We start from the raw sequence: 22986 nt of genomic DNA, 5'->3' as shown, positions 1-22986 counted from the left end.
TTTTCAATCATCATACTGCGTTATTCATCCGTAGCAGTCCGACAAGATCTCTCTGACTCCATGAAAAATATGTATAGTGATGTGTATAGATTTTTTTATACACATGGCACTTACAGATATACAAATCAAACGAGCAAAGCCCCAAGACAAGCCATACACATTGAACAATGGGCAAGGCCTGTCATTGCTTATCAATCCCGATGGATCGAAGGGCTGGCGTTTTCGTTTCCGCTTTGCCGGGAAAGCGCGATTAATGTCATTTGGTAGCTACGATTTGGTGGGTCTTGCAGAAGCACGTGAGAAGCGTGACACCGCCCGTAAGCAAGTAGCTAATGGCATTGACCCCGTTGAAGAAAGAAAAGCTCAAAAGCTGGCACAGCAACTCTCAACAGAGAACTCATTCGAAGCCATACGCCGGGAGTGGCACTCAAATAAAGTAGATCGTTGGACAGTGGCATATCGTGAAGAAATCATTAAGACATTTGAGCAAGTTGTTTTCCCGTTTATTGGTAAACGTCCCATTAGTGAGATCAAACCCCTGGAACTGCTTGAGGTGCTACGGCGAATAGAGAAGCGTGGAGCGTTAGAGAAAACACGTAAAGTACGCCAAAGATGCGGCGAGGTTTATCGCTATGCAATCATAACTGGCCGTGCTGAATACAACCCAGCACCTGATTTAGCTATCGCTCTGGGCGTGCCTAAGCAAAAGCACCATCCCTTTTTATCTGCCGAAGAGTTGCCTCATTTCATCCGGGATTTGGAAGAGTATACCGGCAGTATCATTACGAAAAATGCGGCTAAGATAGTTATGCTTACCGGTGTACGAACCCAAGAGATGCGCTTTGTTACATGGGATGAGATTGATCTCGAAAAAGAGATATGGGAGATTCCAGCGGAACGAATGAAAATGCGGAGACCTCATATCGTTCCTTTGTCTACTCAGGTTGTTGATCTCTTTAATCAGCTCAAACCAGTTACAGGTCATTACCCATACATTTTTATCGGTAGAAACAACCGCAGCAAACCAATTTCGAAAGAAAGCGTTTCTCAGGTAATTGAACTACTTGGCTATAAAGGGCGTGCTACAGGTCATGGTTTCAGACACACCATGTCGACAATACTCCACGAAAAAGGATTTGATAGCGTATGGATAGAAATGCAGCTTGCACATGTTGATAAGAACACGATCCGAGGTACGTATAACCATGCTTTGTATCTTGATAAAAGGAAATCGATGATGCAAGAATACGCGGATTATTTTATGGATTTATCTACAGGAGTTTCGAAATGATTGAAATTTTGGGAATGAAATCTCAGAACCATACTGTTTCTGATATTCTAGAAAGTTCTATAAGTCAGATTAATGATACATCTGGGTATTACTATAGAGGTTTTCCTGTCATATTTCTAAGTGAAGGCAATGTTACACTTGATGGTTTACTTTGCTCATCAAAACATGGGATTGTAATCTTCCATTTCACTGAGGAAAGAGAATTAGGCCAAGATGATATTGATATCATTGATGAAATGCACATGAAATTTGTTGCTAAACTTTCTGAAGTAAAATCATTAACAAAAAATAGAATTCTAAATGTGCCGGTAAACAGCATTGTTTTTTCACCGAATTGCATAAATATTGATGAGTTCGATTGTGATAGTGGCCTAAGTATTAGTTCCAATATAGATGAAATATTGGCTATCATGAATAATATAACTTGGGATGATGGTTCTCTTCTAGAGACGTTACTATCCCATGTTCAATCGCTTTCAAAATTGAAACCTAAGAGAAAGCGAAGCTATGTGAGACAAGTTGATTCAAAGGGGAGCGTGCTAAAAAAACTGGAGAATTCGCTTGCAACACTTGACTCTAGTCAAACAACAGCAGTTTTAGTTAACATTGATAATGTCCAAAGAATTCGTGGTCTTGCTGGCTCAGGAAAAACCATTGTTCTCGCTCGTAAAATCGCGCATATACACTCACAAAACCCTCACTGGAAAATAGCGGTAACTTTCAACAGCCGCTCTCTTAAAGAACAACTAAAAAATTTAGTCTCAGCATTCGCTGATGATAATGGAATAGATTGGGATAATGTAGATATTATTCATGCATGGGGAGGGGCTAGAACAGAAGGTTTATATTACAATGCATGCGTTGCACATAATATCCCTTACTTTGATTATAATGGGGCCCGTAGTCTAGCTGAAATTAACGAGACACCATTTCAAGCTGCCTGTAAGAACTTCTTAGAAAATAAAAAGGAAGATAAGAAGTTGTACGACTTCATTCTTATAGATGAAGCTCAAGATTTCTCAATTGAATTCCTTCGAATTTGCTATTCTTTATTAGGTGAAAAGAAAAGATTAGTTTATGCATATGACGAGTTACAAAATCTTGGTGATTCTTCAATGCCTTCTCCTGAGCAGATATGGGGAGTAGACGAACATGGGAATCCAGTTGTAAGTTTCACAAGTGAAGAACAAGATATAACATTAGACATTTGCTATCGAAACCCCGGCCCAACCTTGACTACAGCCCATGCTTTAGGCTTTGGGATTTACCATAAACCAATAATTCAAATGTTTGATTTTGAAGGATTATGGACAGAAATTGGTTACGAAAAAACCGATGGGGAATTAGTAGAAGGTAAAGAGGTTATATTATCTAGAACCGCTAAGTCTAGCCCATCTTTGTTGAGCGCTCATAACTCAATTGATGAGATGATTCAATTTGTTAAATTTGACGATAAACATTCTCAATCCCATTGGATCTCTCAAGAAATAATAAAAAACATTAATGAAGAAGAGATATTGCCGAGTGATATCGTTGTAATACATCCTGATACAATGCGTATGAGAAATGAAGTGGGTTATTTACGCGATTTGCTTTTCCAAAATGGAATTAACACGTCGATAGCTGGGATTACAAGTTCCCCAGATGAATTCTTCTCAGATAATAGTGTAACATTCACTTCAATTTTTCGTGCAAAAGGAAATGAGGCAGCCATGGTCTATATCATGGATGCTCATTATTGCAACGTTGATTATGAGTTAGCGAAGCGGAGGAATATTCTTTTTACAGCAATGACAAGAACCAAAGCATGGCTTCGTGTATGCGGTGTCGGTGCATCCTTTGATGGTTTGATTAACGAATACAATGAGGTCAAAAAGAAAGGATTTTCATTGCAGTTTACATATCCAACAGAAGCAGAACGTGAAAAAATGCGACTCGTAAACAGGGATATGACTTCTCAAGAGAGAAAGAGAGTTCATCAAGCTAAATTAAGTGCTCATAATCTCAGAGTACTCCTAGATGGACAAGTGAGAGTGGAAGATATACCAGAAGAATTACGACTTGCATTGATTAAGCAATTGAAGGGTGAGTGATATGGACTCAAATAGCATTTGCTCAGCAATAAGAAGGATCACTTCGCATCTGATATCAGTTGGTATTAGTGATGCACAAAACTTCCCTGTAATAACTCAGGATAGAGAATACTGCTATGTCAATTATAGCGGTTTCGCTGATGCATCAATTGCGCTTAAAAATATTGAGTATGTAGATATTTACAATTTTCTTGATGAAAGGAGGCAATACAACATCAAGTTATTAGACGGCGGATTGATTCATCTTCTATTTCAATTTAATCACCAAGGAAATCTTATTAAAGAGCGCTTGTGCTATTTCCCTGCACCTAACTATGAGTCATTTCAAAATGACCCTGACTTATATTTAGATGAAAGCAATTTCTATGCAGACATTGTCCAAAAGTCAATTTTACCCGTACCTATAAGGGTTGATTATGCCCCTGATGATGCTAATGATGTCATTCACCCCGCGGCACATTTGACATTAGGTCAGTTTAAAAACTGCAGAATCCCCTTGTCTTCACCATTATGCCCGGTAACATTTGTAAAATTCATCTTGAGCTCATTTTATAATACAGCTTATCACGACTTCGGTTTTGAAATGGAAAGAATAGCTCACCCAAACACAATTACTATTCGAGAGAGAGGAATGTTACATTTCTCAATCGAGTAGACTTTTATTTCGGCGCGCAATGCTCTCCCCGCCACGCCTGCCCGCTTAATGGGGCGCTTTTAATGCAGGTGCATGATAGTGCTCAGGGCGCGCCAGTACTGGCGCTGGCGGGGGAATTAGTGTCGTTAAAACGAATGCAAAACCATGCACCTTAGAATGCATGGCTTTTTTAAGGAAAAATGAAGGGATTTTCGGGAATTTTTGAGCGGCTTACTGTGCGGCCAGTTCCGCGCGTTTTCGGACATAATTCTGGTTTTGTGCAGGCGTGAATTTTTCACGATTATCATCCCGCGACAGCCTCGTAACTATCTCTATCATGCCTATCTGGGGTATATGGAGGCCAACGGCTACAAGCATGTGCTGAGCCTGAAAATGTTCGGGCTGGGGCTGCCGATGATGCTGAAAGAGTACGGGATGAATTATGAAAAGCGGCACACCAGACAGGGCACACAGACCAACCTGACGCTCAGGGAGGACAGTAACGGCGACTGGCTGCCGAAGTGCGACGAAACCGCAGCGACATAACCTACCTTTGACCGGCAACCGCCGGTCTTTTTATACCTGATTATCCTGCCGGGTGAACAATAGACTGTTCACCCTTCACCGTCTGATCACCACCTAACATTATGAAAACATTATATAAAAATGGAAGGTGGACAATGTGAACAGTAAAACCTAAAAAAACTTTTTTTATCACCATCTACAGTCTGCTCGCTGTCATATAATTCTGTACCGTATTCACGATATTCTTTTGAAAGTAATTTTTAAAATATTAAGGGCGGTCAAATCGTCCGCATTCAATGAGGTTAACAATGGTGCAGGATGCTTGGGGTGTGCAATTGCAGATGCTATTAGCCCATATACCTGTCAAGGATGTAATGGTTAATGCAGTTGGAAGTTTTGTTGGTGGTGTCGCACTCATTTGGCTCGCAATGAGTAAGCATGGAGTTCGTATTTTAAGGTCAAAGTTAGCAAGACCTAATGTACGAATCGAACGACGTAGAACACCTGAAAATATATTCTCAGGGATAGAGCTTGGTGCTCCATCTCGCTGGGTTGAACAGCAACTAGGTGTTCCTAACCGCATAGGGGATAAATGGTGGGGATACAGGTTTTCAGACTCATTGGTTTCTCTGACATTCGATTCAAATGATTCTATTGAAACCATCGCAGTGGCATTGATTGACCATGATACAACTTTCGAATTTCCATCTTGGCACCTTTGCTGTCCACCGCTGGGAAGATTAACCCTAAAAGATCTTATGGAAGAGGAACACTTAACTTTGGAGTATAGGGAATCCTCACGGCATCAAGAACTCGTAGTTTCAGGAAGAGAAGGGCCGCCAGGTGCATGGAATTATGTTGCTTTTGGGGCGCTGTCGCCTCATGCCCCTGGGCAGTTGTTACCGAGTGATTTTGAATGGGATAGGGCTAGTGAAACTCTACTGAGCAGTTCAAAAGATGTAAAAATCAACTGGGCAGCAGTTTCAAGCACCTCATACATCGATGTTTTTCCATGGGATTTAGGTTTAACGCTTCGACCTTGATAGCATCGATTTGGCGTATCTGCTTATATTGGTAAGTGGGGCAGGTATTCGTGGAGGGGATTAGTGTTCAGGTCAAAATTTTTGACCTGAAGAGGTTGTATAAAAAACGAATGCATCCGCCAGTGTGTATATATTTGTGTATAGATTTATTTTTTATATTTATCTTTTACAATCATCTACTTAACTTACCTCATTGACTCCTGTGATCTCCGCCAAAAATGTTATCCGCTCTAATTTAAAAAACCCCTGCATTAGTAAATACATTCGCTCATTGCAGTCGACTTATGCGAATTTGATCACTTATTCATCTAAATATTGAGTGTTATCCTCTAAATCATTTCAAAAAAATAATTAAGGGTGGCTTTAATGGAATGGATTATAGGTGTTGTGATTTTATTCGTCGTAATTGGTGCCATATTCAAGCCCAGACGGTGTGATATCTGTCATATCTATTTCAAGAAAAAATATTACACCTGGGAAATTGAGGGGGAGAAACAACATCTTTGCCCCAACTGTAATGGTAAAATGCAACGTCGAGTTAGTCCCCCAAAATTTAAAAGTAGATTTGGATAAAAGCAGCTACTCGTTATTAAGAATATAACTAAAAATTTTAGAATAATTATAAATGATAATTTAGAAATATATATTTCAAACTTATCATTTATTTCTGTTACTACCCGGCAACTCACTTAAAAGCTTAAGCCTGCAAGCTTCCTTCACCCACTTACTAAAATTCCCTTTCCCCGCTGCCTTCTCAATCTGTTCCAAAAGCTCATCCTCAAAACGAATGTTTTTCATGGTGCTCTTGGTGCGGTCAAAATTTGGTTTCTTTTTCTCTTGCATGGTAGGTACCACTTAGGTTAGTTTATCTGCATGTGGTACCTACCACATGGATTCGGAATTCTGACAACGCCCAGCAGTGTTGGAGCACTAAAGGGCGTCTAACCTCACCAACTATCAAGGAGTTGATTATGGCTGATTTGCATTCTACCCCAGACACCGACGAAACCGGAACCGAGCGTTCGTTAATTGTGGGATATCGCCCGAAGGTTCACGACAAAACCACCCCCAATATTATTCTTTCCGGCAAATGGCTGCGCGCCGCTGGGTTTGAAACCGGGAATCAGGTCACGGTGAAGGTCATGAAAGGCTGCATCGTGTTGATGGCGTATAGCGAGAACGAGCAAAAGTTGCTGGACGATTACAAACAGACGAAAGAAAAGCTCGTTCAAATAGAAAATGTCCTCGCAGGCATTCAGTCTGATATTCCCGGAAAGCTGCTCGCAAAATCAGTGACAAACCACCAGGCTTAGCGACTGTTTCTGGCATACTACGAGCCTATAGCGTTATGGGTTAAGAATGTGGAGGCGACATGGCAGATAAAGGCGTAATCCAATCTCCGGCAGGCGAGTTTGTTATGTTTGCCAGTAATGACGGAAGAGTCCGTGTCGAATGCCGCTTCGAATCAGATACTATCTGGTTATCCCAGTCAGCGATGGCCGATCTGTACGCTAAAGATGTTCGAACCATCAACGAGCATCTCATGAATATATTTTCTGATGGCGAAATTGATCAAAATTCAACTATCCGGAAATTCCGGATAGTTCGCCAGGAAGGAAAACGTCAGGTTTCCAGAGAGATAGATCACTACAATCTCGAAGCTATACTTGCTGTCGGCTACCGCGTTCGCTCGCCTCGCGGCATCCAGTTCCGTCAATGGGCCACCCAAACGCTGCAAGAATACCTGATTAAAGGCTTCGTTATGGACGACGAACGCCTTAAAAATCCGCCCGTTGGATCATCAGCCGTACCTGACTATTTCGATGAAATGCTGGAACGCATTCGCGACATACGGGCCAGCGAACGCCGGGTATATTTACGTGTGAGGGAGATTTTCGCGTTAGCTGCTGACTATCAACCGTCACTCAAAGAAACTACGCAATTCTTTCAGACCATCCAGAATAAATTACATTTTGCCTGCACGGGCCATACCGCTGCTGAGTTGGTTCACCAGCGCGCCGATGCCACTCAACCGCATATGGGGCTGACCAGTTATAAAGGCGAAGAAGTCCGTAAAAGCGATGTCACCACCGCAAAAAATTATCTGTCTCAGGATGAGGTGAGCGAGCTTAATCGCGTTGTGAATATGTGGCTCGATTTTGCAGAAGATCAGGCCAGACGCCGCCAGCAGGTGTTTTTACGTGACTGGCAAACTAAACTCGATCAGTTCCTGCAATTTAACGATCGGGACGTTCTGCAAGGTGCAGGTAAAGTCAGTAAGAAAATAGCCAATGAAAAAGCGCAGGCCGAATACAGTCAATATGCGGAACAACAACGGCGTTTAAAAGAAGCCGAAGGAGAAAAGGATATTGTCGCTTTGCTACAGTGGGAAAAAGGGCCGAAAAAGTAGTCACGCCACGCTGTCATACTGATTTTCCTCATCATCCTGAATGAAAAAACACTGGAAAGCACCTCGCAATTTCTTAATTGCACGATCCGTTTAATACCTCATCTTTGCCATACTCCTGCCACTCACAGCATGGCTGTCGATGACAGCCATTGCATTTATTAACTACAGCTTATATTGTATTATTTATAAGCTACAGCTTATCATGGACGATCGCATGTGGAAGGTGCTGTTGGGAAGGGTATTTGAGCAATGGCTGGACGAGCAGGATGAAGGATTACAGGAAAAGATCTTCGCAGATCTGCTAAATCTGCAAAATTATGGACCTCATCTTCCTCGCCCTTACGTCGATACCGTCAAAGGTTCACAGTATAAGAATATGAAGGAGTTACGTATTCAGTATGCTGGCCGCCCGGTTCGTGCATTTTTTGCTTTTGATCCCGAACGCCAGGCTATCGTACTTTGCGCTGGTGATAAGAGTAATAAAAAGTACTTTTATGAAAGACTCATTCGTATTGCAGATGAAGAGTTCTCAACACATCTGGCAGCACTGGAGGCTACAAAATGAAAACCTTAAACGAAGCAATTGCATCCCGTTCGCCCGAAAGCCAGCAGCGAATCAGAGGGATGGCTGAAGAATTAATCCTCGAAACCGGTCTACAGCTGGTTCGCGAAGAGTTAAAGCTGTCGCAAAAGCATGTCGCCAGCGTCATGGGGATCAGCCAGCCCGCGATCACACAGCTGGAGCAGCGCGGCAATGAACTGAAAATTGCCACGCTTAAGCGCTACATTGAAGCCATGGGCGGCAAACTACGCATCGATGTGGAGCTTCCGGACGGTAAACATATAGCGTTTGATATTTAAGCAGCAGAGATATGCGAATAAAGAGTGATTAAAATCCCGTGAGTGACATTGCAGTTGTTCGCTTTTGCCGAACAACTGCAATTTGAGTAATCCCTATCACCCCAACCGCATATGCAGCAGCGGAAACGGATTCCCCTGCCCGTCCAGCTCTGAGCGGCCAACTTGCTCAAACCCCATATGGCGATAAAACGCGACGCCCTGCGGGTTTTGCTCGTTAACATCCACTTCGTTCGCGCCAAAATGTTCAATGGCATATTTCAGCAGTAATTTGCCGACACCTTTGCCACGGCTTACGTCATCGACAAATAGCATTTCAATGCGGTTTTCATCGACACCTAAAAAGCCGTGGATCACTCCCGCTTCATCGCGGGCAATCACGACCCGGAGGTTGGGTAAATACGCGTTAAGCAATAACGGGCGCAGCGCCGCAATATCGCTTTCCTGCAAAAAGTGGTGAGTGGCACGAACGGAAGATTCCCAGATCGCGACAAGACGTTCGAATTGTGAGGGGACTGCATTTTCTATTTTCATGGGGGGATCATGTTCGGACAAGCACCATATTTCAAGTCAATCTCTGCGACCAGTCCCCTCACCCTAACCCTCTCCCAAAAGGAGAGGGAACCGATCGCGCTACGTTCTAACCTCCATCACCGCATACACCCCGTCCTTCGGCACAATCACGGTGACATTTTCCACCGGCACACCCGCCGCGAGGTGAATATCCTGCAACTGCTGCAACGAACGCGGGAAGATGTGTTCCCAGCCAATGCAGCGCAGGGCAAAGTCGATTTGCGGGCTGCTGGTCAGCATGTTCGACACAATCACCGCGCCGCCAGGCTTCACCAGCCGCAGTGCGCGTTGCAAAAAAACCGCCGCATCCGTGTCGTTGAAATATTCGAAAATCCCCAGCGCATCCACCAGGTCTGCCTGATGCTCGCCCAGCTCCAGCAGTAAATCTTCGTTTCGCACCAGGGTATGTACCAGATCACGCCTGAGCAGGGTCAGCTGTTCATCCACGGTGAGCCCATCCTGCGCCGCCATCGTTTCCGCCCATCTCAGGGCAACCGGGTCTTTATCCACCAGCGAAAGATGCACGTTTTGCCCATTCAGTCTGGCGATGCGCAATGCCTCCAGCACCGGAATCGCCGCGCCACACGCCAGGCTAACCCAGTCGCTTTCGATATTGTTGTGAATATACTTTCCGACCAGTGCGCCCAACACCCTGGCGCGAGAGCGAATGCCGATGGCATCGTTGGCGTGGATAAACCACTGGCGGCTGTCGCTGTCCATTTTTGTTCCTTCGGGAAGGCGTTCCTCCAGCGGATTTTGCAGCACAAAGAGCGCCAGCGCAGTGGGGACAAGCCGGGTGCGCCAGGCTTCCAGCGCCGGGCGGTTGCGGTAGGCTTGTTCAGAATAACGGTGCCGGGGCACCAGAATCGGCAGCCCGCCTTCTTCGTATTCCAGCAACGGGGACATGAGCCGGGTATCCGCTTTCAGTGCCTGGTCGATAGCGTTTATTTCGCGGATGGTGTCGTCTTTCATCGGCCACTGGTCGCTGACGTCGGGAAATGAGGCGCTAAAAATGGTCATATTTTCCGGCGCGTTGCCGCGAAAAGGCTGCCAGTTCATCTCATCGTCCCCCGTTACGCTTTTAACGGAAGTCTATCCAGGCAGGCCAGTAATACCCTACGAAGAAAGCACGATCTTCACTGCTTCACCCACACCAGTTGATCCACCGGGAACCCCAGACTACGTGCAGTATTCAGGTATTCCTGTTTCACTTCATCGGGAATGGTTGGCGTGCGTGACAGGATCCACAGGTAATCACGATTCGGACCGCTGACCAGCGCAAACTGGTACGCATCGTCCAGCGCGATCACGTTATAGCCGCCGTAGAAGGGGCCGAAGAACGATACCTTTAGCGCGGCTGTAGTCGGCGCGCCGGTAAAGTACGCTTTACCCTCGCTCTCGTTCCACTCGTTTTTCACCGGGTCGTAACCCCGGTTAAGAACGCTAATACCGCCGTCTCCGCGCTCGCCATAGGTTGCAGTCACCTGCACCAGCCCGCGCTCAAAGCGGTTTTCCAGGCGGGCAATTTCGTATCATTTGCCGAGATAGCGGCTGGCATCAAAGCCAGTAATGGGCTGCACGCCTTTCGGCGGCGTGGGAGATTTACAGGCCACCAGACTCAGGGCAATGGCGACACCGGTCACAACAGGCCATATCCTCATGAGAATTCCTTTCATTTGCACGATCGGACGTTAAGTGTAGTGCACCGTGAAGGTGCTTCATCCCGTCAGCAAAAATTCGTAGTATATTGAGATTATTCTACCTCTCCGGGCACTGACATGGCTTACTCCATCGGCGAATTCGCCAGACTCAGCGGCATCACCGCCACCACGCTCCGGGCGTGGCAGCGCCGTTACGGCCTGCTTAAGCCAGAGCGCACGGAGGGTGGTCATCGCCTTTACAGCGAAGAAGATGTTCAACAGGCGCTGAAAATCCTCGACTGGGTAAAAAAAGGCGTTCCGATTGGCCAGGTCAAACCGTTGCTGGAACGTCCGGTGCCGCGTCGTACCAACAACTGGAAAACGTTGCAACAAAACATGCTTCAACGTCTGCAGGAGGGCAAAATCGAGTCCCTGCGCCAGATGATTTACGACGCCGGTCGCGAATATCCGCGTCCTGAACTGGTAGCAAATGTTCTGCGTCCGGTGCGAAGCCAAATGTCGGCCAACATCCCTGCGGCCATGACCCTGCGCGACATCTTCGACGGTATTATCATCGCCTATACCTCCTTTTGCCTGGAGGGCGATAAAAAAGCGCCGGGTGATAACCTTCTGCTGACCGGCTGGCACCTGAACGACCCGGGTGAAATCTGGCTCGAAGCATTAACGCGTACCGGCCAAGGCCACCGCATTGATGTTTTGCCCACCCCCCCTGCCATGCTGGCACCGGAGATTTTTCCGGACAGGAAATGGCTGCTGGTGACTCGTGGCAAACTCACCGCGGCGCGGAAAAAACAGGTTGAACAGTGGCAACAGCAGGTATCGCTGGACGTCATTATCCTCTGATTATTTTCCTCTGCGGGAAACTTCACGAAAAGTTGAATATTTTCCCGCGCCGCAGATGCTAACGTTTTCCTGTGACTGATAACTCCACAGGAAATACCGTGAAAAAGACAACCCCCCTGCTGATCCTGGCCACCATGACCTTCGCCCCCGCCGCGTTTAGCGCCCCTGTCGGTACGCTGAGTGTTCACATTCTTGACCAGCAAACCGGCACACCGCCGCCGGGCGTTACCGTCACGCTGGAAAAGCAGCAGCAGGATAAATGGACCCCGCTTGCCAGCGGTAAAACCGACCATGACGGACGCATCAAATCCCTCTATCCGGAGGATCGGGATATGCAGCCAGGCGTCTACAAAGTGACGTTCAAAACGACTGATTACTTCCACGCGAAGAAACTGGACACGTTCTTCCCGGAAATCCCGGTGCTGTTTACCGTGACCCGCACCAACGAAAAGTTGCACATCCCGCTCCTGCTTAGCCAGTACGGATATTCGACTTACAAGGGTAGTTGATCGCCATTGATTTTAAACGGAAAGAAAAAACAATTCCGCTAATACTTGGACAAATTAGACATGTTGTGTAAGTTTTAATGATATGAACTGGAGATACACACCATGACAACGAAACCTGTGCTGGGTATTAGCGGATGTTTGACCGGTTCCGCCGTTCGCTTTGACGGCGGACACAAGCGTATGGGCTTTGTGATGGATGAACTGGCCCAGTGGGTCGGTTTTAGGCCCGTCTGCCCTGAAATGGCGATTGGCCTGCCTACGCCGCGCCCTGCCATTCGTTTAACTCTGACAGAAAGCGGTGATACGCAGCTGCGTTTCAGCAAGCCGCCTCACGAAAACCTCACACAGAAAATGGCGGACTTTACGGCGGATTATCTGCCTAAAATCGACGATCTGGCGGGATTTATCGTCTGTGCGAAATCGCCAAGCTGCGGCATGGAGCGTGTGCGGCTGTATGATGAAAACGGCAACCGGGGCCGCAAGGAGGGTGTCGGGCTGTTCACCTCCGCCCTCCTTGAATCCCGGCCGTGGCTACCCGTAGAGGAAGATGGTCGTTTGCACGACCCGGTGCTGCGGGAAAACTTTATCGAACGCGTTTTTGCCCTGCATGAGCTGAACACCCTGCGTGCCAACGGTCTGACGCGCCGCGCGCTGCTGGACTTCCACAGCCGCTATAAACTACAGCTGCTGGCGCACCATCAGGCGGGATACCGCGAAATCGGCCCGTTCGTCGCTTCGCTGCACGAGTGGGAAGATCTGGACGCCTTCTTTGTGGCGTACCGCGATAAGCTGATGACAATCCTGAAGAAACCCGCTTCGCGGAAAAATCACACCAACGTGCTGATGCATATTCAGGGTTATTTTCGTAATCAGCTCAACAGCCGCCAGCGTGGCGAACTGCGCGATGTGATCCTGCACTATCGCGACGGGCTGCTGCCTATCCTCGCGCCGCTGACTCTGCTCAAACACTACATGTCCGAATATCCTGACCGGTATCTGATGACGCAAAACTACTTTGATCCCTACCCGGACGATTTAGGTCTGCGCCTGGCTATCACCTGAAAGAAAGTATGCGAAGGGTCCATGGAACGAAAGAGACCTCAGGCAGTACCCCGTTTAGACGACACCTCACTGTCGTCTTTTTTTTACGCCGCGCACAGCGCCTGAGCCAGCGCCTCACGGAACTGCGGTAACTTGTCGCGATTCGCCGCCGCCACTTCATAAAACGCCAGCGGTGGCAGCCAGTTCATGCCCACATACAGCGCGCTGGCTTTCATTGGGCTGAGCACCTCATCCATCGAACTTTGGATCAGCCCTTCGTGGGAGTACGTAAACGGGCTGGCGCCTGCGGAGGTGACCACCATCAGGCTTTTCCCTTTCAGGGCATCGCCACCTGTACCAAACGCCCAGCCGTACTGCCACACTTCATTCAGGTAGCCTTTCAGCATCGGCGTCAGGTTGAACCAGTGAGTCGGGTAGATAAACACCACGCGGTCAACGCCGTCATACGCCGCCTGTTCTGCCGCCACATCAATGGCGTTCACGTCGTTGCCGTACATCGCTTCCAGATTGCGGACGATGACGTTATCAACGCCCTCTGCCGTCTGCTGTAAGGCCTTGATAATACGAGACTGTGATGCATAAGGATGGGATACAATCGCTAAGGTTTTCATGGGTGTCTCCTTTATTGTTGTTCCGGCATTACGCCTTTTACCAGCCAGGCGTTGGTGCTGGCGGCGGCGTGACGGTAGTGAATGATCTCCTGATACGCAGGGGAATCGTGCCAGGCGTGCGCCTGTTCCGCGCTGTCGAACTGCAACATCACCAGCATCCCCTGCGGGCCGTTGCCTTCCACGGTGTCGCACTGGCCTCCCATCACCAGGCGTTTACCGCCAAAGGCTTTATAGCTGGCCTCGACTTTTTCCCGGTACGGCTGCATCGCCGCAGGATCATGAATAACCACATCAAAAATGAAATAAGCAGGCTCGGACACGTTCATACAAGTTCCTCACTGTGGGTTGATGGCAAGAGTATGTGCCCGTTTACTCGTAACGAGAATTAGGGTTATGGTTGATAGATAATCAACTTCAGGTTGTGAATACGGGAGTGAAACATGGAGTTATCACAGCGAGTTCGCGCGATTGTCTCATTCGTAGAAGCCGCCAGTGCGGGCAGCTTTGCCGCCGCCGCACGCAGCCAGGGGATCAGCCCTGCCGCGGTCAGTAAAAACATCGCCGGGCTGGAACAGGCGCTGGGTGTCAGGCTGATGAACCGCACCACGCGCACGCTGAGCCTGACCGAAGAGGGAACCGCCTTTTTGCAACAGGCACGGATTGCTATCGGCGCGCTGGATACGGCGATGGATGCCGTGGTGGCTCGCAAAATGGAAACCCGCGGCCATGTGCGCATCTCTACCAGCGCCGCCTTCGGGCGCGAACAGCTGCTCCCGGTGCTACCGGGGCTGCGGGCGCGTTATCCGGATATTTCCGTAGAAGTGGATTTCGACGACCGGGTGACAGACCTGATTGCCGACGGCTACGACCTGACCATTCGCGGCGGGCGCATTGTCGATTCGTCGCTGATTTCGCGGCCCGTCTGCCAGCTCAAAACCGCGCTGGTTGCCTCGCCTGAGTATCTGGCGCGTTGCGGCGTACCCAAAACACCTGCTGACCTGGCGCATCATCATCTTATCGCCAGGCGTTTTTTAGGGGGACGTGTCTCGCCATGGGGGTTCAGGGGAAGCGATGGCAGCCTGACCACGCTTGAGCCAGACGCCGCGGCAGTGACGCTCTCCGCACCGGAAGCCCAGACACAAGCGGCACTGCTGGGGTTGGGTATTGCTCAGGTGGGTGTGCATCACGCGCTGGCGCATTTGCAGGCCGGGGCGCTAAAAGCCGTGCTGGTCGGTCAGCACGACCCTGGTAATTACGAGATGGTTATCCAGTATCCCCACCGTGCGCTGGTCGCGCCGCGCGTGAAAGCCACGGTGGAGTATCTGCTGGATGCTTTTCGCCAGGATGCATCGCTGCATTTCCCGCCCGAAAGGCTGGCGGATTACGCCGCCGTTTTAGTGGCTTAAATGATATGAATGACAAAGACGATGACTTTTTTTTCAAAAAACAGGCCCTCGCTGATGATTAACACCCTGCACATTCAGAATTACCGCTCAATCCGCGATATGTCGCTGGATCTGGAACAGCTCAACATCGTCTTCGGCCCAAACGGCACCGGGAAATCGAATATCTATAAAGCGATTTACCTGATGCACAGCGCGGCGCAGGGGCAGTTTTCTCAGGCGCTGGCGAATGAGGGCGGGATTTTGAAGGTGTTCTGGGCAGGCAAAACGCGCAGCGACCAGCTGCGGCGCATGAACCTGGCGGTGGAAACTGAAACCTACGAATACGAACTGCAGGTGGGTTTTGTCGAAAAGCTGCCCTATCCGTCGCAGTTTCAGCTCGACCCGGTGATCAAAGAGGAATCCATCTGGCTGAGCGGCCAGCATCGTCGCCCCTCGTCACAGCTGATGAAGCGCAAAAACCAGGCCGTGTTTCTGAATAACGTGCATCACGAAAAAGTGACCCACAGCGGCACGCTGTATGAGAACGAATCGGTGTTCGGGCAGCTCGGCGAACCGCATCTCTACCCGGAAGTGTCGCAGATGCGTGAATCCCTGCGGAACTGGCGTTTTTATCACGAGTTTTCTGTCTCATCCGGCTCGGCGATCCGCGCCCCGCAGGTTGGCTTCCGCTCGCCGGTGCTGGCCAGCGATGGTTCCAACCTGGCTGCGGCGTTTCAGACGATTATCGAAATTGGCGACGAGCTGCTGCTGATGCGCATCCTCGATCAGGCGTTCCCCGGCTGCGTGTTTTACAGCGACAATTCGGGCGGACGTTTTCGGATGATGATGCAGCGCGAGGGGTTAAGCCGACCGCTGGAGCCGGCTGAGTTCTCCGATGGCACGCTGCGTTTCCTGTGTCTGGCGGTGGCGTTGTTAAGCCCGCGCCCACCGGCCTTTATCGCCCTCAACGAGCCAGAAAACAGCCTGCATCCGCAGATGCTGCCCGCGCTGGCGAGCCTGATTGCCGAGGCCAGCCGCTACTCACAGATCTGGCTCACCAGCCACTCACCGGAGCTGGCGAAGCTGATTGAAAAACACCGTTCGTTTTCTCTGTATCAGCTGTCGATGGTAGAGGGGGAAACGAGGATGGAGAGGCTGGGATAAACGCCGGGTGGCGCTACGCTTACCCGGCCTACGAATGAGTCCGAAAGGTCTTGCGCCATTCCGCCGGGCTGACCCCAAAACGCGCCTTAAACTGCTGGCGATACGTCACCGCCGACACAAATCCCACCTGCCCGGCCACGCTTTCGATCGGCAGATTTCCGGCTTCAAGGAGGATCTGGCTGCGCCGCAGGCGCTCGGCGGTCAGCCAGTCGGCAACGCTCATGCCCGTGGCTTTAACAAAATGGCGGGTCAGGGTACGGCGGCTCATGGAAACAACCTCCGCCAGAGAGTCCAGATTATGCGGCTCGGTAATATGCTGCTGGAGATAATCAATCAGGCAGTTAATCTGCGCATCGCGGGTATCTTTTGGCACCGGCTGGGCAATAAACTGCGCCTGCCCGCCTTCACGGTGCGGCGGTACAATCATCCGCCGGGCAATCTGGTTAGCCACCACGCTGCCAAAGCGCTGGCGGATGATATACAAACAGCAATCCAGTGCGGCGGCGGTGCCTGCGGACGTGATGATGTTGTCGTCATCAACATAGAGCGCGTTGATATCCAGCTTCACGTCGGGGAACTGTGACGCAAACTGGTGCTCAAACTCCCAGTGGGTTGCCGCGCGTTTGCCGTCGAGAATACCCGCATAGCCCAGCACAAACGAGCCCAGACACAGACCGACGATCTCCGCGCCGTTGTCCCTTGCCTGGACCAGGCTTTCGAGCAATACCTGCGGCGGGCGCTCCAGAACGTGCTGCCAGTAAGGCACCACCACGATATCGGCCTGCGCAATCGCGGAATAATCCTGCGAGGCATTCAGCGCAAAGCCGTCTCCGGAGGTCAGCAATCCCGGCTTTTCGGCGCAGATCGTGACGTTAAAGCGCTTTTCACCCGATACCGTATCGCCAAACAGAATGCAGGGAACGGAGTAGTGAAACGGGCTAAACCCATCCACCGCGACAATCGCGACATTCACTGGCGGCATCAGTCTCTCCTTTCCCTTTGTGGTGTTCAGAATATAACGCTTTCGCCGTCCTGGGGAATGCTCAGCGCATCACTGAACTGGTTGGCTTCGGCGTACTCGCGCAGGGCGCGACGGGTTAACAGGCAATGATTGATCGCCTCCATATGGGTCGCCACAATCTGCGCCTGCGGCAGCAGGAAATGGACGTTCAGCACATCCTGCTCGCCCATGATAATCGGCCCGAAACCAAGCACATGCGCATAACCGGCATTCAGGACTACCACATCCGGCTGGTGCTTTTGCAGATCGGCCGCCACTTCTTCACGCCAGATGGTATCGCCTGCGATATACAGCGTCTTCTCGTCAGAATGGCGGAAGACCACGCCGCAGGCTTCGCCCAGACGTTCTGCCAGCTCCGGCACAGCGTAAGCGCGGTCGGTACCGTGCTGGCCGCCGTGGGTTTTCGCGATGCGGATATCGCCAAAGGTCGTCTCTTCGGTCATCACCGTCAGGTGAGTGAATCCCTGGGTGCGCAGCAGCGCGGCATCGCTGTCGTTTTGCACGTAGACAGGTTTGTCTTTGGCGATCAGATCAATGGCCACTTGATCCCAGTGATCGTTATGGGTGTGGGTGACAATCACCGCATCGGCATCCAGCAGCGTTTTTACGTCAACGGGCAGCTCGACCATCGGGTTGCGAATGTCTGCGCGCGCCGTGCCAGGAAAGCCGGGATACGCGCCTTTTGGCGCCAGCATCGGGTCAATTAAAAAACGTTTTCCGGCGTAGGTAATCAGCTGGGTGGCATTGCGAATTTGGGTGATGTTCATGGGTTATCCTCCGGTTGGTGTGATAAGGAGAATAGCCAGAGGAGCCGTTTTGCGATGTGGGCTAAAGGGCGATGATCGATGGAATCGGGTCAATATGAAAAGGCGGGTTTCCCCGCCAGAATGCTTACCAGCCAGGCACCGCGCCGCCGTTAAAGATAGTCTCTGCCGCTTTCGCCACCTCAGGTGACTGATACGACTGAATAAACTCTTTCACGTTCTCTGCGTCTTTGTTGTCTGCACGCGTCACCACAATGTTCACGTACGGCGAATTTTTGTCTTCGATAAAGACCCCGTCATGCACCGGCGACAGCCCGGTTTGCTGGAGATAGGTGGTGCTGATAATGGCGACATCGACTTTCGGGTCATCCAGCACGCGCGGCAGTTGCGCCCCTTCCAGCTCCATGATTTTCAGGTTTTTGGGATTTGCGGTGATATCCAGCGCCGTCGGCAGCAGGCCAACGTCAGGCTTGAGGGTAATCAGCTTCTCTTTTTGCAGCAGCAACAGCGCGCGGCCAAGGTTGGTCGGGTCGTTCGGAATGGCAATGGTCGCGCCATCCTTCAGGTCAGACACAGATTTTATCTTGCGGGAATAACCGGCGATCGGGAAGACGAAGGTATTGGCAACCGCCACCAGCTTGTAGCCATGCGCCTTGTTATCTTCCGCCAGGAATGGTCGGTGCTGGAAGACGTTGGCGTCCAGTTCACCGTGGTTAGTGGCATCGTTTGGCAGCAGCGATCCGCTAAAGCCCACCAGCTCGACATCCAGGCCATATTTCTCTTTTGCGACCTTTTTGGCGACTTCCGCCACATCCTGCTCCGCGCCGTTAATCACGCCGACTTTAATGTGTTTGGCATCGCTGCCACCTTGATCGCAACCCGCCAGCAGCAGGCCCGCGAGAACCAGAGCACCCAATCGAAATTTCACCAGACAGTTCCTTTTGATAAACGTTTTGATGACTATATCGACAACGAAGCGGCGTGCTAAAAACCGAAAAGGAATCAATAAGAAGGATAAGTTATATACAATTTTTTCCGGGTGGCGCTGCGCTTTCCCGGCCTCCGTGAGTGGTAGTTGTAGGCCCGGTAAGCGTAGCGCCACCGGGCGAAGGACATCACTCATACCTTTTGCGCAGCGGCGCTTCACGTAAAAACCACGACAGCACAAACGCCAGCACCATAATGCTCGCAGCCAGCAGGAACACGGCGTGGATAGCCGAGCCGAACGCATCCAGATAATCCAGCCTCAGGGTCTCAGGCAGATGATGAATAGCGGTCGGATCCAGTGCGCGCGGCAGGTTAGCCCCTTCTGGTAAGCGGTCCATCAGGCCGGATTGCAGCATGTGCGTGAACACCGCGCCAAACAGCGCGACGCCAATCGCCCCGCCGATGGAACGAAACAGCGTCACACCGGAGGTCGCCACACCGTACTGATCTGCCGACACGCTGTTTTGCACCGCCAACACCAGCACCTGCATCACCAGCCCAAGTCCCATCCCCAGAACGCCGGTGAACAGGTACAGCTGCCAGGTCGGGGAGTGAATCGAAATTCGCGTCAGCAACACCATTCCGACCACACCCAGCAGCGTGCCGAGGATCGGAAACAGGCGGTATTTCCCGGTATGGCTGATGATCCGCCCGCTGATAATTGAGGTCAGCAGCAGGCCGCCCATCAACGGGATCAGCTGCAAACCGGCCTGCGTTGGCGTGGCGTCTTTCACCACCTGCAAATAGAGCGGCAGGAAGGTCACCGAGCCAAACAGCGACATCCCGATAATAAAACCAATCAGACTACAGAGCAGGAAGCTGCGGTCGCGGAACAGCGACAGCGGGATAATCGGCTCCCAGGCCAGGCGTTCCTCGTAGATAAACCCGATAATCCCCGTCAGGCCAAAAGCCAGAATGCACCACAGCTGCGGGTCGTTCCACGGGCGAATCGTCCCGCCTTCAGTGGTGAACAGAATGATGCACAGCAGCGCCATGCTGAGGTAAATCGCCCCCAGGTAGTCAATCTCGTGCTTGCTGCGCCGGGCACTGCCATGAAACACCGCCCCAATCACCAGCAGGGCAAACAGTCCCAGCGGCAGGTTGATGTAGAAAATCCAGCGCCAGGAGGCGTGCTGCACGATAAAACCGCCAATCAGCGGCCCGATAACCGTTGCCAGGCCGAACACGCCGCCAAACAGCCCCTGATAACGTCCACGCTCGGCAGGCGGAATAACGTCCGCCACGGCGGCCATACTGATGACCATCAGCCCGCCGCCGCCCAGCCCTTGCAGGGCGCGCATCAGCACCAGCTGGGTCATGTTTTGCGCCAGCCCGCACAGCACGGAGCCTGCCAGGAACAGCACAATCGCAATTTGCAGCACAATCTTGCGGCCAAACAGATCGCCAAATTTACCGTACAGCGGCACCACGATGGTGGAGCTGAGAATGTAGGCCGTGACCACCCAGGAGAGTTTATCCAGCCCGCCCAGTTCACCAACAATGGTCGGCAGCGCCGTGGAGACAATCGTCTGATCCAGCGCAGAGAGCAGCATCACCAGCAGCAGCGCGCTGAACAGCAGCTTTATCGACGGCGCTTTTTGCGCAGTTTGAGTCATTACGTCGGACTCCATAAGACATCACTTGAAATTAATTAACTGGATAATTAATATTTGTGTAAGTGATGAATAAGATCAAGAGATACTGTGACCATGCCAGCACAAAAGGACAATTCTGAACCCCGCCGCCCCGGTCGCCCGCGCGGTGGCAAACGGGTAACCGCCAGCCGCGAGCAGTTGCTGGATATTGCGCTGCACCTCTTTTCCCGCCAGGGGATTGCCAATACGTCGCTGAACGCCATTGCGAAAGAAGCGGGCGTGACGCCTGCAATGCTGCACTACTACTTTAACTCCCGGGAACAGCTGCTCGATGCGATGATTGAGGAACGTTTCCTGCCATTACGCAGCAAGATAGGCGCTATTTTTGCCGAAAACCCGGACAACCCGGTGAATGCCCTGACGCAGATGGTGCAGGCTCTGGCCGATTTGGCCGGGCAACACCACTGGTTTGCCCCGCTGTGGATGCAGGAAGTGATCGGCGAGATGCCGGTTCTGCGCACGCACCTGCACGCGCGGTTTGGCGATGAAAAATATCAGACGACGCTTAGCGCCATCACGCGCTGGCAGCAGGAAGGAAAACTGAATCGTGAGCTTGCACCGGAGCTGTTATTCACCACGCTGCTGAGCCTGGTGCTGGTGCCCTTCTCGCGGATGCGCAACGACGAGAGGCTGAAAACTCTCTCGCCGGACATCATTGTGCGTCATGCCTTAGCGGTGATCGGCCACGGGATAGGCGGTTAAAGATCTTTCGACAGGTAGTGCCGCTGCATTCCCGGATACGGGTAGTCTGGCAGGGACATCTGTAGCTGGTATCCCTGCTTTTCATAGAACGGGCGCGCCTGGAAGCTGGCTGTATCCACCAGCGCGTGCTTGCAGCCTTTGCGTCGGGCTTCATCTTCTGCCGTTTTGATAATCTGGCTGCCCACGCCGGAACCCCGCACGCTATCACTAACCCACAGAAAGTCGATGTTTAACCAGTCGCCTTTACGCACACCAATTAACCCGCCCAACATTGCGCCTTTATCATCTCGCACGTAAACGCCAATATCGCCACTAAAGGTCGTCAGATCCAAAAATTGCCCGTTGTAGGCTCTCAATCCCGTTAATAACTCGTCTTTCTCTTGCTGCGTGACATTATCGGTCGTGCTCAGGTGCATATTGTTCTCCTTATTTTCTGTGCATTCTTAATATCGCACAGCCTTTCCTTCACAGAAACTCCTTAATTCCTTCATTCTTTTTAGCTGGAAATATTCATTCAATATGTAAATAAAAAAACTCTTTCCAATACGCTCTCAAAACGTATAATGAGAACGATCATTCTCACTTTTGCACGGTAACCGACGATGAGCCCAACGCTTGCAGAACGCCAAAAATTACGCCAGGACGAAATCATCACTGCGGCGCGACGCTGTTTTCGCGCCAGCGGATTTCACGCTGCCAGCATGTCGCAAATCGCCAGCGAGGCGAAGCTCAGCGTCGGGCAAATCTATCGTTATTTCAGTAACAAAGATGCCATTATCGAAGAGATGATCCGCCGGATTATCGACTCGCGCATTGAAGAAATGGAAGGCAAAACGCTGGTTGAAGGGATGCCGGAAGCTCTGGCTTCGCGCCAGACGCTTAACGAAGATGACGATGCGCTGATGCTCGAAATGTCCGCCGAAGCAACACGCAACCCGCAGGTGGCGGCCATGCTTGTCGAGGCCGAAGCCCGCATGTTTACCAACGCCTGCGCACACCTGAAAAAGCAATTTCCCCACCTCAGTGACGAACATATCCGCTGCTGTGTGGAGATCACCGCCGTGATGATCGAGGGCACCATATACCGTCGATTAACACCTTTAAAAGTACCATCAGAACAGTTACGGCCCATTTATCAGGATATTTTAAATATGCTTTTCACTGCGAAATAGTCGTATGTGAATAATTAAAAGAG

At 50.6% G+C, this 22986-nt stretch carries 25 protein-coding genes and 3 pseudogenes; 16 read left to right on the top strand and 12 right to left on the bottom strand.

The window, feature by feature from the left end:
• The first annotated feature begins 103 nt into the window (after positions 1–103).
• The 3 genes from ACT9TW_RS05750 to ACT9TW_RS05740 are packed head-to-tail and all read left to right on the top strand — an operon-like array spanning position 104 to position 4039.
• Complete coding sequence (locus tag ACT9TW_RS05750) at positions 104–1291, top strand: tyrosine-type recombinase/integrase (protein ID WP_446491860.1); 1188 nt, start codon at positions 104–106, stop codon at positions 1289–1291.
• Complete coding sequence (locus ACT9TW_RS05745) at positions 1288–3384, top strand: DEAD/DEAH box helicase (RefSeq protein ID WP_446491859.1); 2097 nt, start codon at positions 1288–1290, stop codon at positions 3382–3384. The genes ACT9TW_RS05750 and ACT9TW_RS05745 overlap by 4 nt, the downstream gene beginning before the upstream one ends.
• A 1-nt stretch (position 3385) precedes the next feature.
• Complete coding sequence (locus ACT9TW_RS05740) at positions 3386–4039, top strand: DUF2290 domain-containing protein (RefSeq protein WP_446491858.1); 654 nt, start codon at positions 3386–3388, stop codon at positions 4037–4039.
• A gap of 210 nt (positions 4040–4249) precedes the next feature.
• On the opposite strand, the pseudogene ACT9TW_RS05735 reads toward ACT9TW_RS05740, so the two are convergent.
• Positions 4250–4333 (bottom strand): annotated as a pseudogene (locus ACT9TW_RS05735) (phage polarity suppression protein); the annotation flags it as partial.
• Between ACT9TW_RS05735 and ACT9TW_RS05730 the strand changes: the two are divergent.
• Positions 4322–4564, top strand: a pseudogene (locus ACT9TW_RS05730) (winged helix-turn-helix domain-containing protein); the annotation flags it as partial. The pseudogenes ACT9TW_RS05735 and ACT9TW_RS05730 overlap by 12 nt on opposite strands.
• A gap of 287 nt (positions 4565–4851) precedes the next feature.
• Entirely contained in the window at positions 4852–5586 is a 735-nt protein-coding gene (locus tag ACT9TW_RS05725) for a hypothetical protein (protein ID WP_446491857.1), read from the top strand.
• Between the two features lie 657 nt (positions 5587–6243).
• Here the strand turns inward: ACT9TW_RS05725 and ACT9TW_RS05720 are convergent.
• On the bottom strand, positions 6244–6429 hold the full coding sequence (locus ACT9TW_RS05720) for a YlcI/YnfO family protein (RefSeq protein ID WP_446491856.1): 186 nt from the start codon (positions 6427–6429) through the stop codon (positions 6244–6246).
• A gap of 128 nt (positions 6430–6557) precedes the next feature.
• Between ACT9TW_RS05720 and ACT9TW_RS05715 the strand changes: the two genes are divergently transcribed.
• The 4 genes from ACT9TW_RS05715 to ACT9TW_RS05700 all read left to right on the top strand — a co-directional run bounded on the left by ACT9TW_RS05715 (position 6558) and on the right by ACT9TW_RS05700 (position 8857).
• On the top strand, positions 6558–6899 hold the full coding sequence (locus ACT9TW_RS05715) for a SymE family type I addiction module toxin (protein ID WP_446491855.1): 342 nt from the start codon (positions 6558–6560) through the stop codon (positions 6897–6899).
• A 59-nt stretch (positions 6900–6958) separates the two neighbouring features.
• Positions 6959–7996 carry a virulence RhuM family protein gene (locus tag ACT9TW_RS05710; protein WP_446491854.1) on the top strand — a complete coding sequence of 346 codons (1038 nt, stop codon included), beginning with the start codon at positions 6959–6961 and terminating at the stop codon, positions 7994–7996.
• A 214-nt stretch (positions 7997–8210) separates the two neighbouring features.
• A complete protein-coding gene (locus ACT9TW_RS05705; RefSeq protein ID WP_446492684.1) occupies positions 8211–8561 on the top strand; it encodes a type II toxin-antitoxin system RelE/ParE family toxin in 351 nt (116 codons plus the stop codon).
• On the top strand, positions 8558–8857 hold the full coding sequence (locus ACT9TW_RS05700) for a helix-turn-helix domain-containing protein (protein ID WP_315687450.1): 300 nt from the start codon (positions 8558–8560) through the stop codon (positions 8855–8857). Before ACT9TW_RS05705 ends, ACT9TW_RS05700 begins: the two co-directional genes overlap by 4 nt.
• Before the next feature lie 96 nt (positions 8858–8953).
• On the opposite strand, the gene ACT9TW_RS05695 is transcribed toward ACT9TW_RS05700, so the two are convergent.
• The 3 genes and pseudogenes from ACT9TW_RS05695 to ACT9TW_RS05685 all read right to left on the bottom strand — a co-directional run bounded on the left by ACT9TW_RS05695 (position 8954) and on the right by ACT9TW_RS05685 (position 11088).
• Positions 8954–9388, bottom strand: coding sequence for an acetyltransferase (locus ACT9TW_RS05695; protein WP_446491853.1), 435 nt, complete (start codon positions 9386–9388; stop codon positions 8954–8956).
• A gap of 99 nt (positions 9389–9487) precedes the next feature.
• Positions 9488–10486 (bottom strand): class I SAM-dependent methyltransferase, encoded by a 999-nt coding sequence (locus tag ACT9TW_RS05690; RefSeq protein ID WP_446491852.1) that lies wholly within the window; start codon positions 10484–10486, stop codon positions 9488–9490.
• Between the two features lie 77 nt (positions 10487–10563).
• Positions 10564–11088, bottom strand: a pseudogene (locus ACT9TW_RS05685) (lipocalin family protein).
• A 117-nt stretch (positions 11089–11205) separates the two neighbouring features.
• Between ACT9TW_RS05685 and ACT9TW_RS05680 the strand changes: the two are divergent.
• The 3 genes from ACT9TW_RS05680 to ACT9TW_RS05670 all read left to right on the top strand — a co-directional run bounded on the left by ACT9TW_RS05680 (position 11206) and on the right by ACT9TW_RS05670 (position 13502).
• Positions 11206–11931 carry a MerR family transcriptional regulator gene (locus tag ACT9TW_RS05680; RefSeq protein ID WP_446491851.1) on the top strand — a complete coding sequence of 242 codons (726 nt, stop codon included), beginning with the start codon at positions 11206–11208 and terminating at the stop codon, positions 11929–11931.
• 134 nt (positions 11932–12065) lie between these two features.
• On the top strand, positions 12066–12440 hold the full coding sequence (gene uraH, locus ACT9TW_RS05675) for a hydroxyisourate hydrolase (protein ID WP_446492683.1): 375 nt from the start codon (positions 12066–12068) through the stop codon (positions 12438–12440).
• 102 nt (positions 12441–12542) lie between these two features.
• Complete coding sequence (locus ACT9TW_RS05670) at positions 12543–13502, top strand: YbgA family protein (protein WP_446491850.1); 960 nt, start codon at positions 12543–12545, stop codon at positions 13500–13502.
• 83 nt (positions 13503–13585) lie between these two features.
• On the opposite strand, the gene ACT9TW_RS05665 is transcribed toward ACT9TW_RS05670, so the two are convergent.
• Positions 13586–14113: an NAD(P)H-dependent oxidoreductase gene (locus ACT9TW_RS05665; protein WP_446491849.1), complete on the bottom strand. Its 528-nt coding sequence runs from the start codon at positions 14111–14113 to the stop codon at positions 13586–13588.
• A gap of 11 nt (positions 14114–14124) precedes the next feature.
• The gene (locus tag ACT9TW_RS05660) at positions 14125–14439 is read right to left on the bottom strand and encodes a DUF1330 domain-containing protein (protein WP_436353998.1); all 315 of its coding nucleotides are present in this window, start codon (positions 14437–14439) and stop codon (positions 14125–14127) included.
• Positions 14440–14553: 114 nt separating this feature from the next.
• On the opposite strand from ACT9TW_RS05660, the gene ACT9TW_RS05655 reads away from it, so the two are divergent.
• Together ACT9TW_RS05655 and ACT9TW_RS05650 are read left to right on the top strand one after the other, a co-directional pair.
• Positions 14554–15519, top strand: a complete 966-nt coding sequence (locus ACT9TW_RS05655) for a LysR substrate-binding domain-containing protein (protein WP_446491848.1) — start codon at positions 14554–14556, stop codon at positions 15517–15519.
• 54 nt (positions 15520–15573) lie between these two features.
• Positions 15574–16662 (top strand): AAA family ATPase, encoded by a 1089-nt coding sequence (locus ACT9TW_RS05650; RefSeq protein WP_446491847.1) that lies wholly within the window; start codon positions 15574–15576, stop codon positions 16660–16662.
• 28 nt (positions 16663–16690) lie between these two features.
• On the opposite strand, the gene ACT9TW_RS05645 is transcribed toward ACT9TW_RS05650, so the two are convergent.
• The 4 genes from ACT9TW_RS05645 to ACT9TW_RS05630 all read right to left on the bottom strand — a co-directional run bounded on the left by ACT9TW_RS05645 (position 16691) and on the right by ACT9TW_RS05630 (position 21065).
• Entirely contained in the window at positions 16691–17644 is a 954-nt protein-coding gene (locus tag ACT9TW_RS05645) for a GlxA family transcriptional regulator (protein WP_446491846.1), read from the bottom strand.
• A gap of 26 nt (positions 17645–17670) precedes the next feature.
• Complete coding sequence (locus ACT9TW_RS05640) at positions 17671–18450, bottom strand: MBL fold metallo-hydrolase (RefSeq protein ID WP_446491845.1); 780 nt, start codon at positions 18448–18450, stop codon at positions 17671–17673.
• Positions 18451–18574: 124 nt separating this feature from the next.
• Complete coding sequence (gene nlpA / locus ACT9TW_RS05635; protein WP_446492682.1) at positions 18575–19393, bottom strand: lipoprotein NlpA; 819 nt, start codon at positions 19391–19393, stop codon at positions 18575–18577.
• 169 nt (positions 19394–19562) lie between these two features.
• Positions 19563–21065 carry an MDR family MFS transporter gene (locus ACT9TW_RS05630; protein WP_446491844.1) on the bottom strand — a complete coding sequence of 501 codons (1503 nt, stop codon included), beginning with the start codon at positions 21063–21065 and terminating at the stop codon, positions 19563–19565.
• Positions 21066–21143: 78 nt separating this feature from the next.
• On the opposite strand from ACT9TW_RS05630, the gene ACT9TW_RS05625 reads away from it, so the two are divergent.
• Positions 21144–21791: a TetR/AcrR family transcriptional regulator gene (locus tag ACT9TW_RS05625; RefSeq protein WP_446491843.1), complete on the top strand. Its 648-nt coding sequence runs from the start codon at positions 21144–21146 to the stop codon at positions 21789–21791.
• On the opposite strand, the gene ACT9TW_RS05620 is transcribed toward ACT9TW_RS05625, so the two are convergent.
• Positions 21788–22207, bottom strand: a complete 420-nt coding sequence (locus ACT9TW_RS05620) for a GNAT family N-acetyltransferase (RefSeq protein WP_446491842.1) — start codon at positions 22205–22207, stop codon at positions 21788–21790. The genes ACT9TW_RS05625 and ACT9TW_RS05620 overlap by 4 nt on opposite strands.
• Before the next feature lie 186 nt (positions 22208–22393).
• Between ACT9TW_RS05620 and ACT9TW_RS05615 the strand changes: the two genes are divergently transcribed.
• The gene (locus tag ACT9TW_RS05615; protein WP_446491841.1) at positions 22394–22963 is read left to right on the top strand and encodes a TetR/AcrR family transcriptional regulator; all 570 of its coding nucleotides are present in this window, start codon (positions 22394–22396) and stop codon (positions 22961–22963) included.
• Positions 22964–22986 lie beyond the last annotated feature (23 nt).

The sequence above is a fragment of the Enterobacter sp. C4G1 genome, assembly GCF_052886895.1.
The sequence above is the reverse complement of the archived record's forward strand: the minus strand, read 5'-3'. Positions and strand labels throughout refer to the sequence as shown.

Coding starts and splice junctions, on each gene's coding strand:
- ACT9TW_RS05750 (WP_446491860.1), top strand. CDS start 104: ATGGCACTTACAGATATACAAATCAAACGAGCAAAGCCCCAAGACAAG.
- ACT9TW_RS05745 (WP_446491859.1), top strand. CDS start 1,288: ATGATTGAAATTTTGGGAATGAAATCTCAGAACCATACTGTTTCTGAT.
- ACT9TW_RS05740 (WP_446491858.1), top strand. CDS start 3,386: ATGGACTCAAATAGCATTTGCTCAGCAATAAGAAGGATCACTTCGCAT.
- ACT9TW_RS05725 (WP_446491857.1), top strand. CDS start 4,852: ATGGTGCAGGATGCTTGGGGTGTGCAATTGCAGATGCTATTAGCCCAT.
- ACT9TW_RS05720 (WP_446491856.1), bottom strand. CDS start 6,429: ATGCAAGAGAAAAAGAAACCAAATTTTGACCGCACCAAGAGCACCATG.
- ACT9TW_RS05715 (WP_446491855.1), top strand. CDS start 6,558: ATGGCTGATTTGCATTCTACCCCAGACACCGACGAAACCGGAACCGAG.
- ACT9TW_RS05710 (WP_446491854.1), top strand. CDS start 6,959: ATGGCAGATAAAGGCGTAATCCAATCTCCGGCAGGCGAGTTTGTTATG.
- ACT9TW_RS05705 (WP_446492684.1), top strand. CDS start 8,211: ATGTGGAAGGTGCTGTTGGGAAGGGTATTTGAGCAATGGCTGGACGAG.
- ACT9TW_RS05700 (WP_315687450.1), top strand. CDS start 8,558: ATGAAAACCTTAAACGAAGCAATTGCATCCCGTTCGCCCGAAAGCCAG.
- ACT9TW_RS05695 (WP_446491853.1), bottom strand. CDS start 9,388: ATGAAAATAGAAAATGCAGTCCCCTCACAATTCGAACGTCTTGTCGCG.
- ACT9TW_RS05690 (WP_446491852.1), bottom strand. CDS start 10,486: ATGAACTGGCAGCCTTTTCGCGGCAACGCGCCGGAAAATATGACCATT.
- ACT9TW_RS05680 (WP_446491851.1), top strand. CDS start 11,206: ATGGCTTACTCCATCGGCGAATTCGCCAGACTCAGCGGCATCACCGCC.
- uraH (WP_446492683.1), top strand. CDS start 12,066: ATGACCTTCGCCCCCGCCGCGTTTAGCGCCCCTGTCGGTACGCTGAGT.
- ACT9TW_RS05670 (WP_446491850.1), top strand. CDS start 12,543: ATGACAACGAAACCTGTGCTGGGTATTAGCGGATGTTTGACCGGTTCC.
- ACT9TW_RS05665 (WP_446491849.1), bottom strand. CDS start 14,113: ATGAAAACCTTAGCGATTGTATCCCATCCTTATGCATCACAGTCTCGT.
- ACT9TW_RS05660 (WP_436353998.1), bottom strand. CDS start 14,439: ATGAACGTGTCCGAGCCTGCTTATTTCATTTTTGATGTGGTTATTCAT.
- ACT9TW_RS05655 (WP_446491848.1), top strand. CDS start 14,554: ATGGAGTTATCACAGCGAGTTCGCGCGATTGTCTCATTCGTAGAAGCC.
- ACT9TW_RS05650 (WP_446491847.1), top strand. CDS start 15,574: ATGATTAACACCCTGCACATTCAGAATTACCGCTCAATCCGCGATATG.
- ACT9TW_RS05645 (WP_446491846.1), bottom strand. CDS start 17,644: ATGCCGCCAGTGAATGTCGCGATTGTCGCGGTGGATGGGTTTAGCCCG.
- ACT9TW_RS05640 (WP_446491845.1), bottom strand. CDS start 18,450: ATGAACATCACCCAAATTCGCAATGCCACCCAGCTGATTACCTACGCC.
- ACT9TW_RS05630 (WP_446491844.1), bottom strand. CDS start 21,065: ATGGAGTCCGACGTAATGACTCAAACTGCGCAAAAAGCGCCGTCGATA.
- ACT9TW_RS05625 (WP_446491843.1), top strand. CDS start 21,144: ATGCCAGCACAAAAGGACAATTCTGAACCCCGCCGCCCCGGTCGCCCG.
- ACT9TW_RS05620 (WP_446491842.1), bottom strand. CDS start 22,207: ATGCACCTGAGCACGACCGATAATGTCACGCAGCAAGAGAAAGACGAG.
- ACT9TW_RS05615 (WP_446491841.1), top strand. CDS start 22,394: ATGAGCCCAACGCTTGCAGAACGCCAAAAATTACGCCAGGACGAAATC.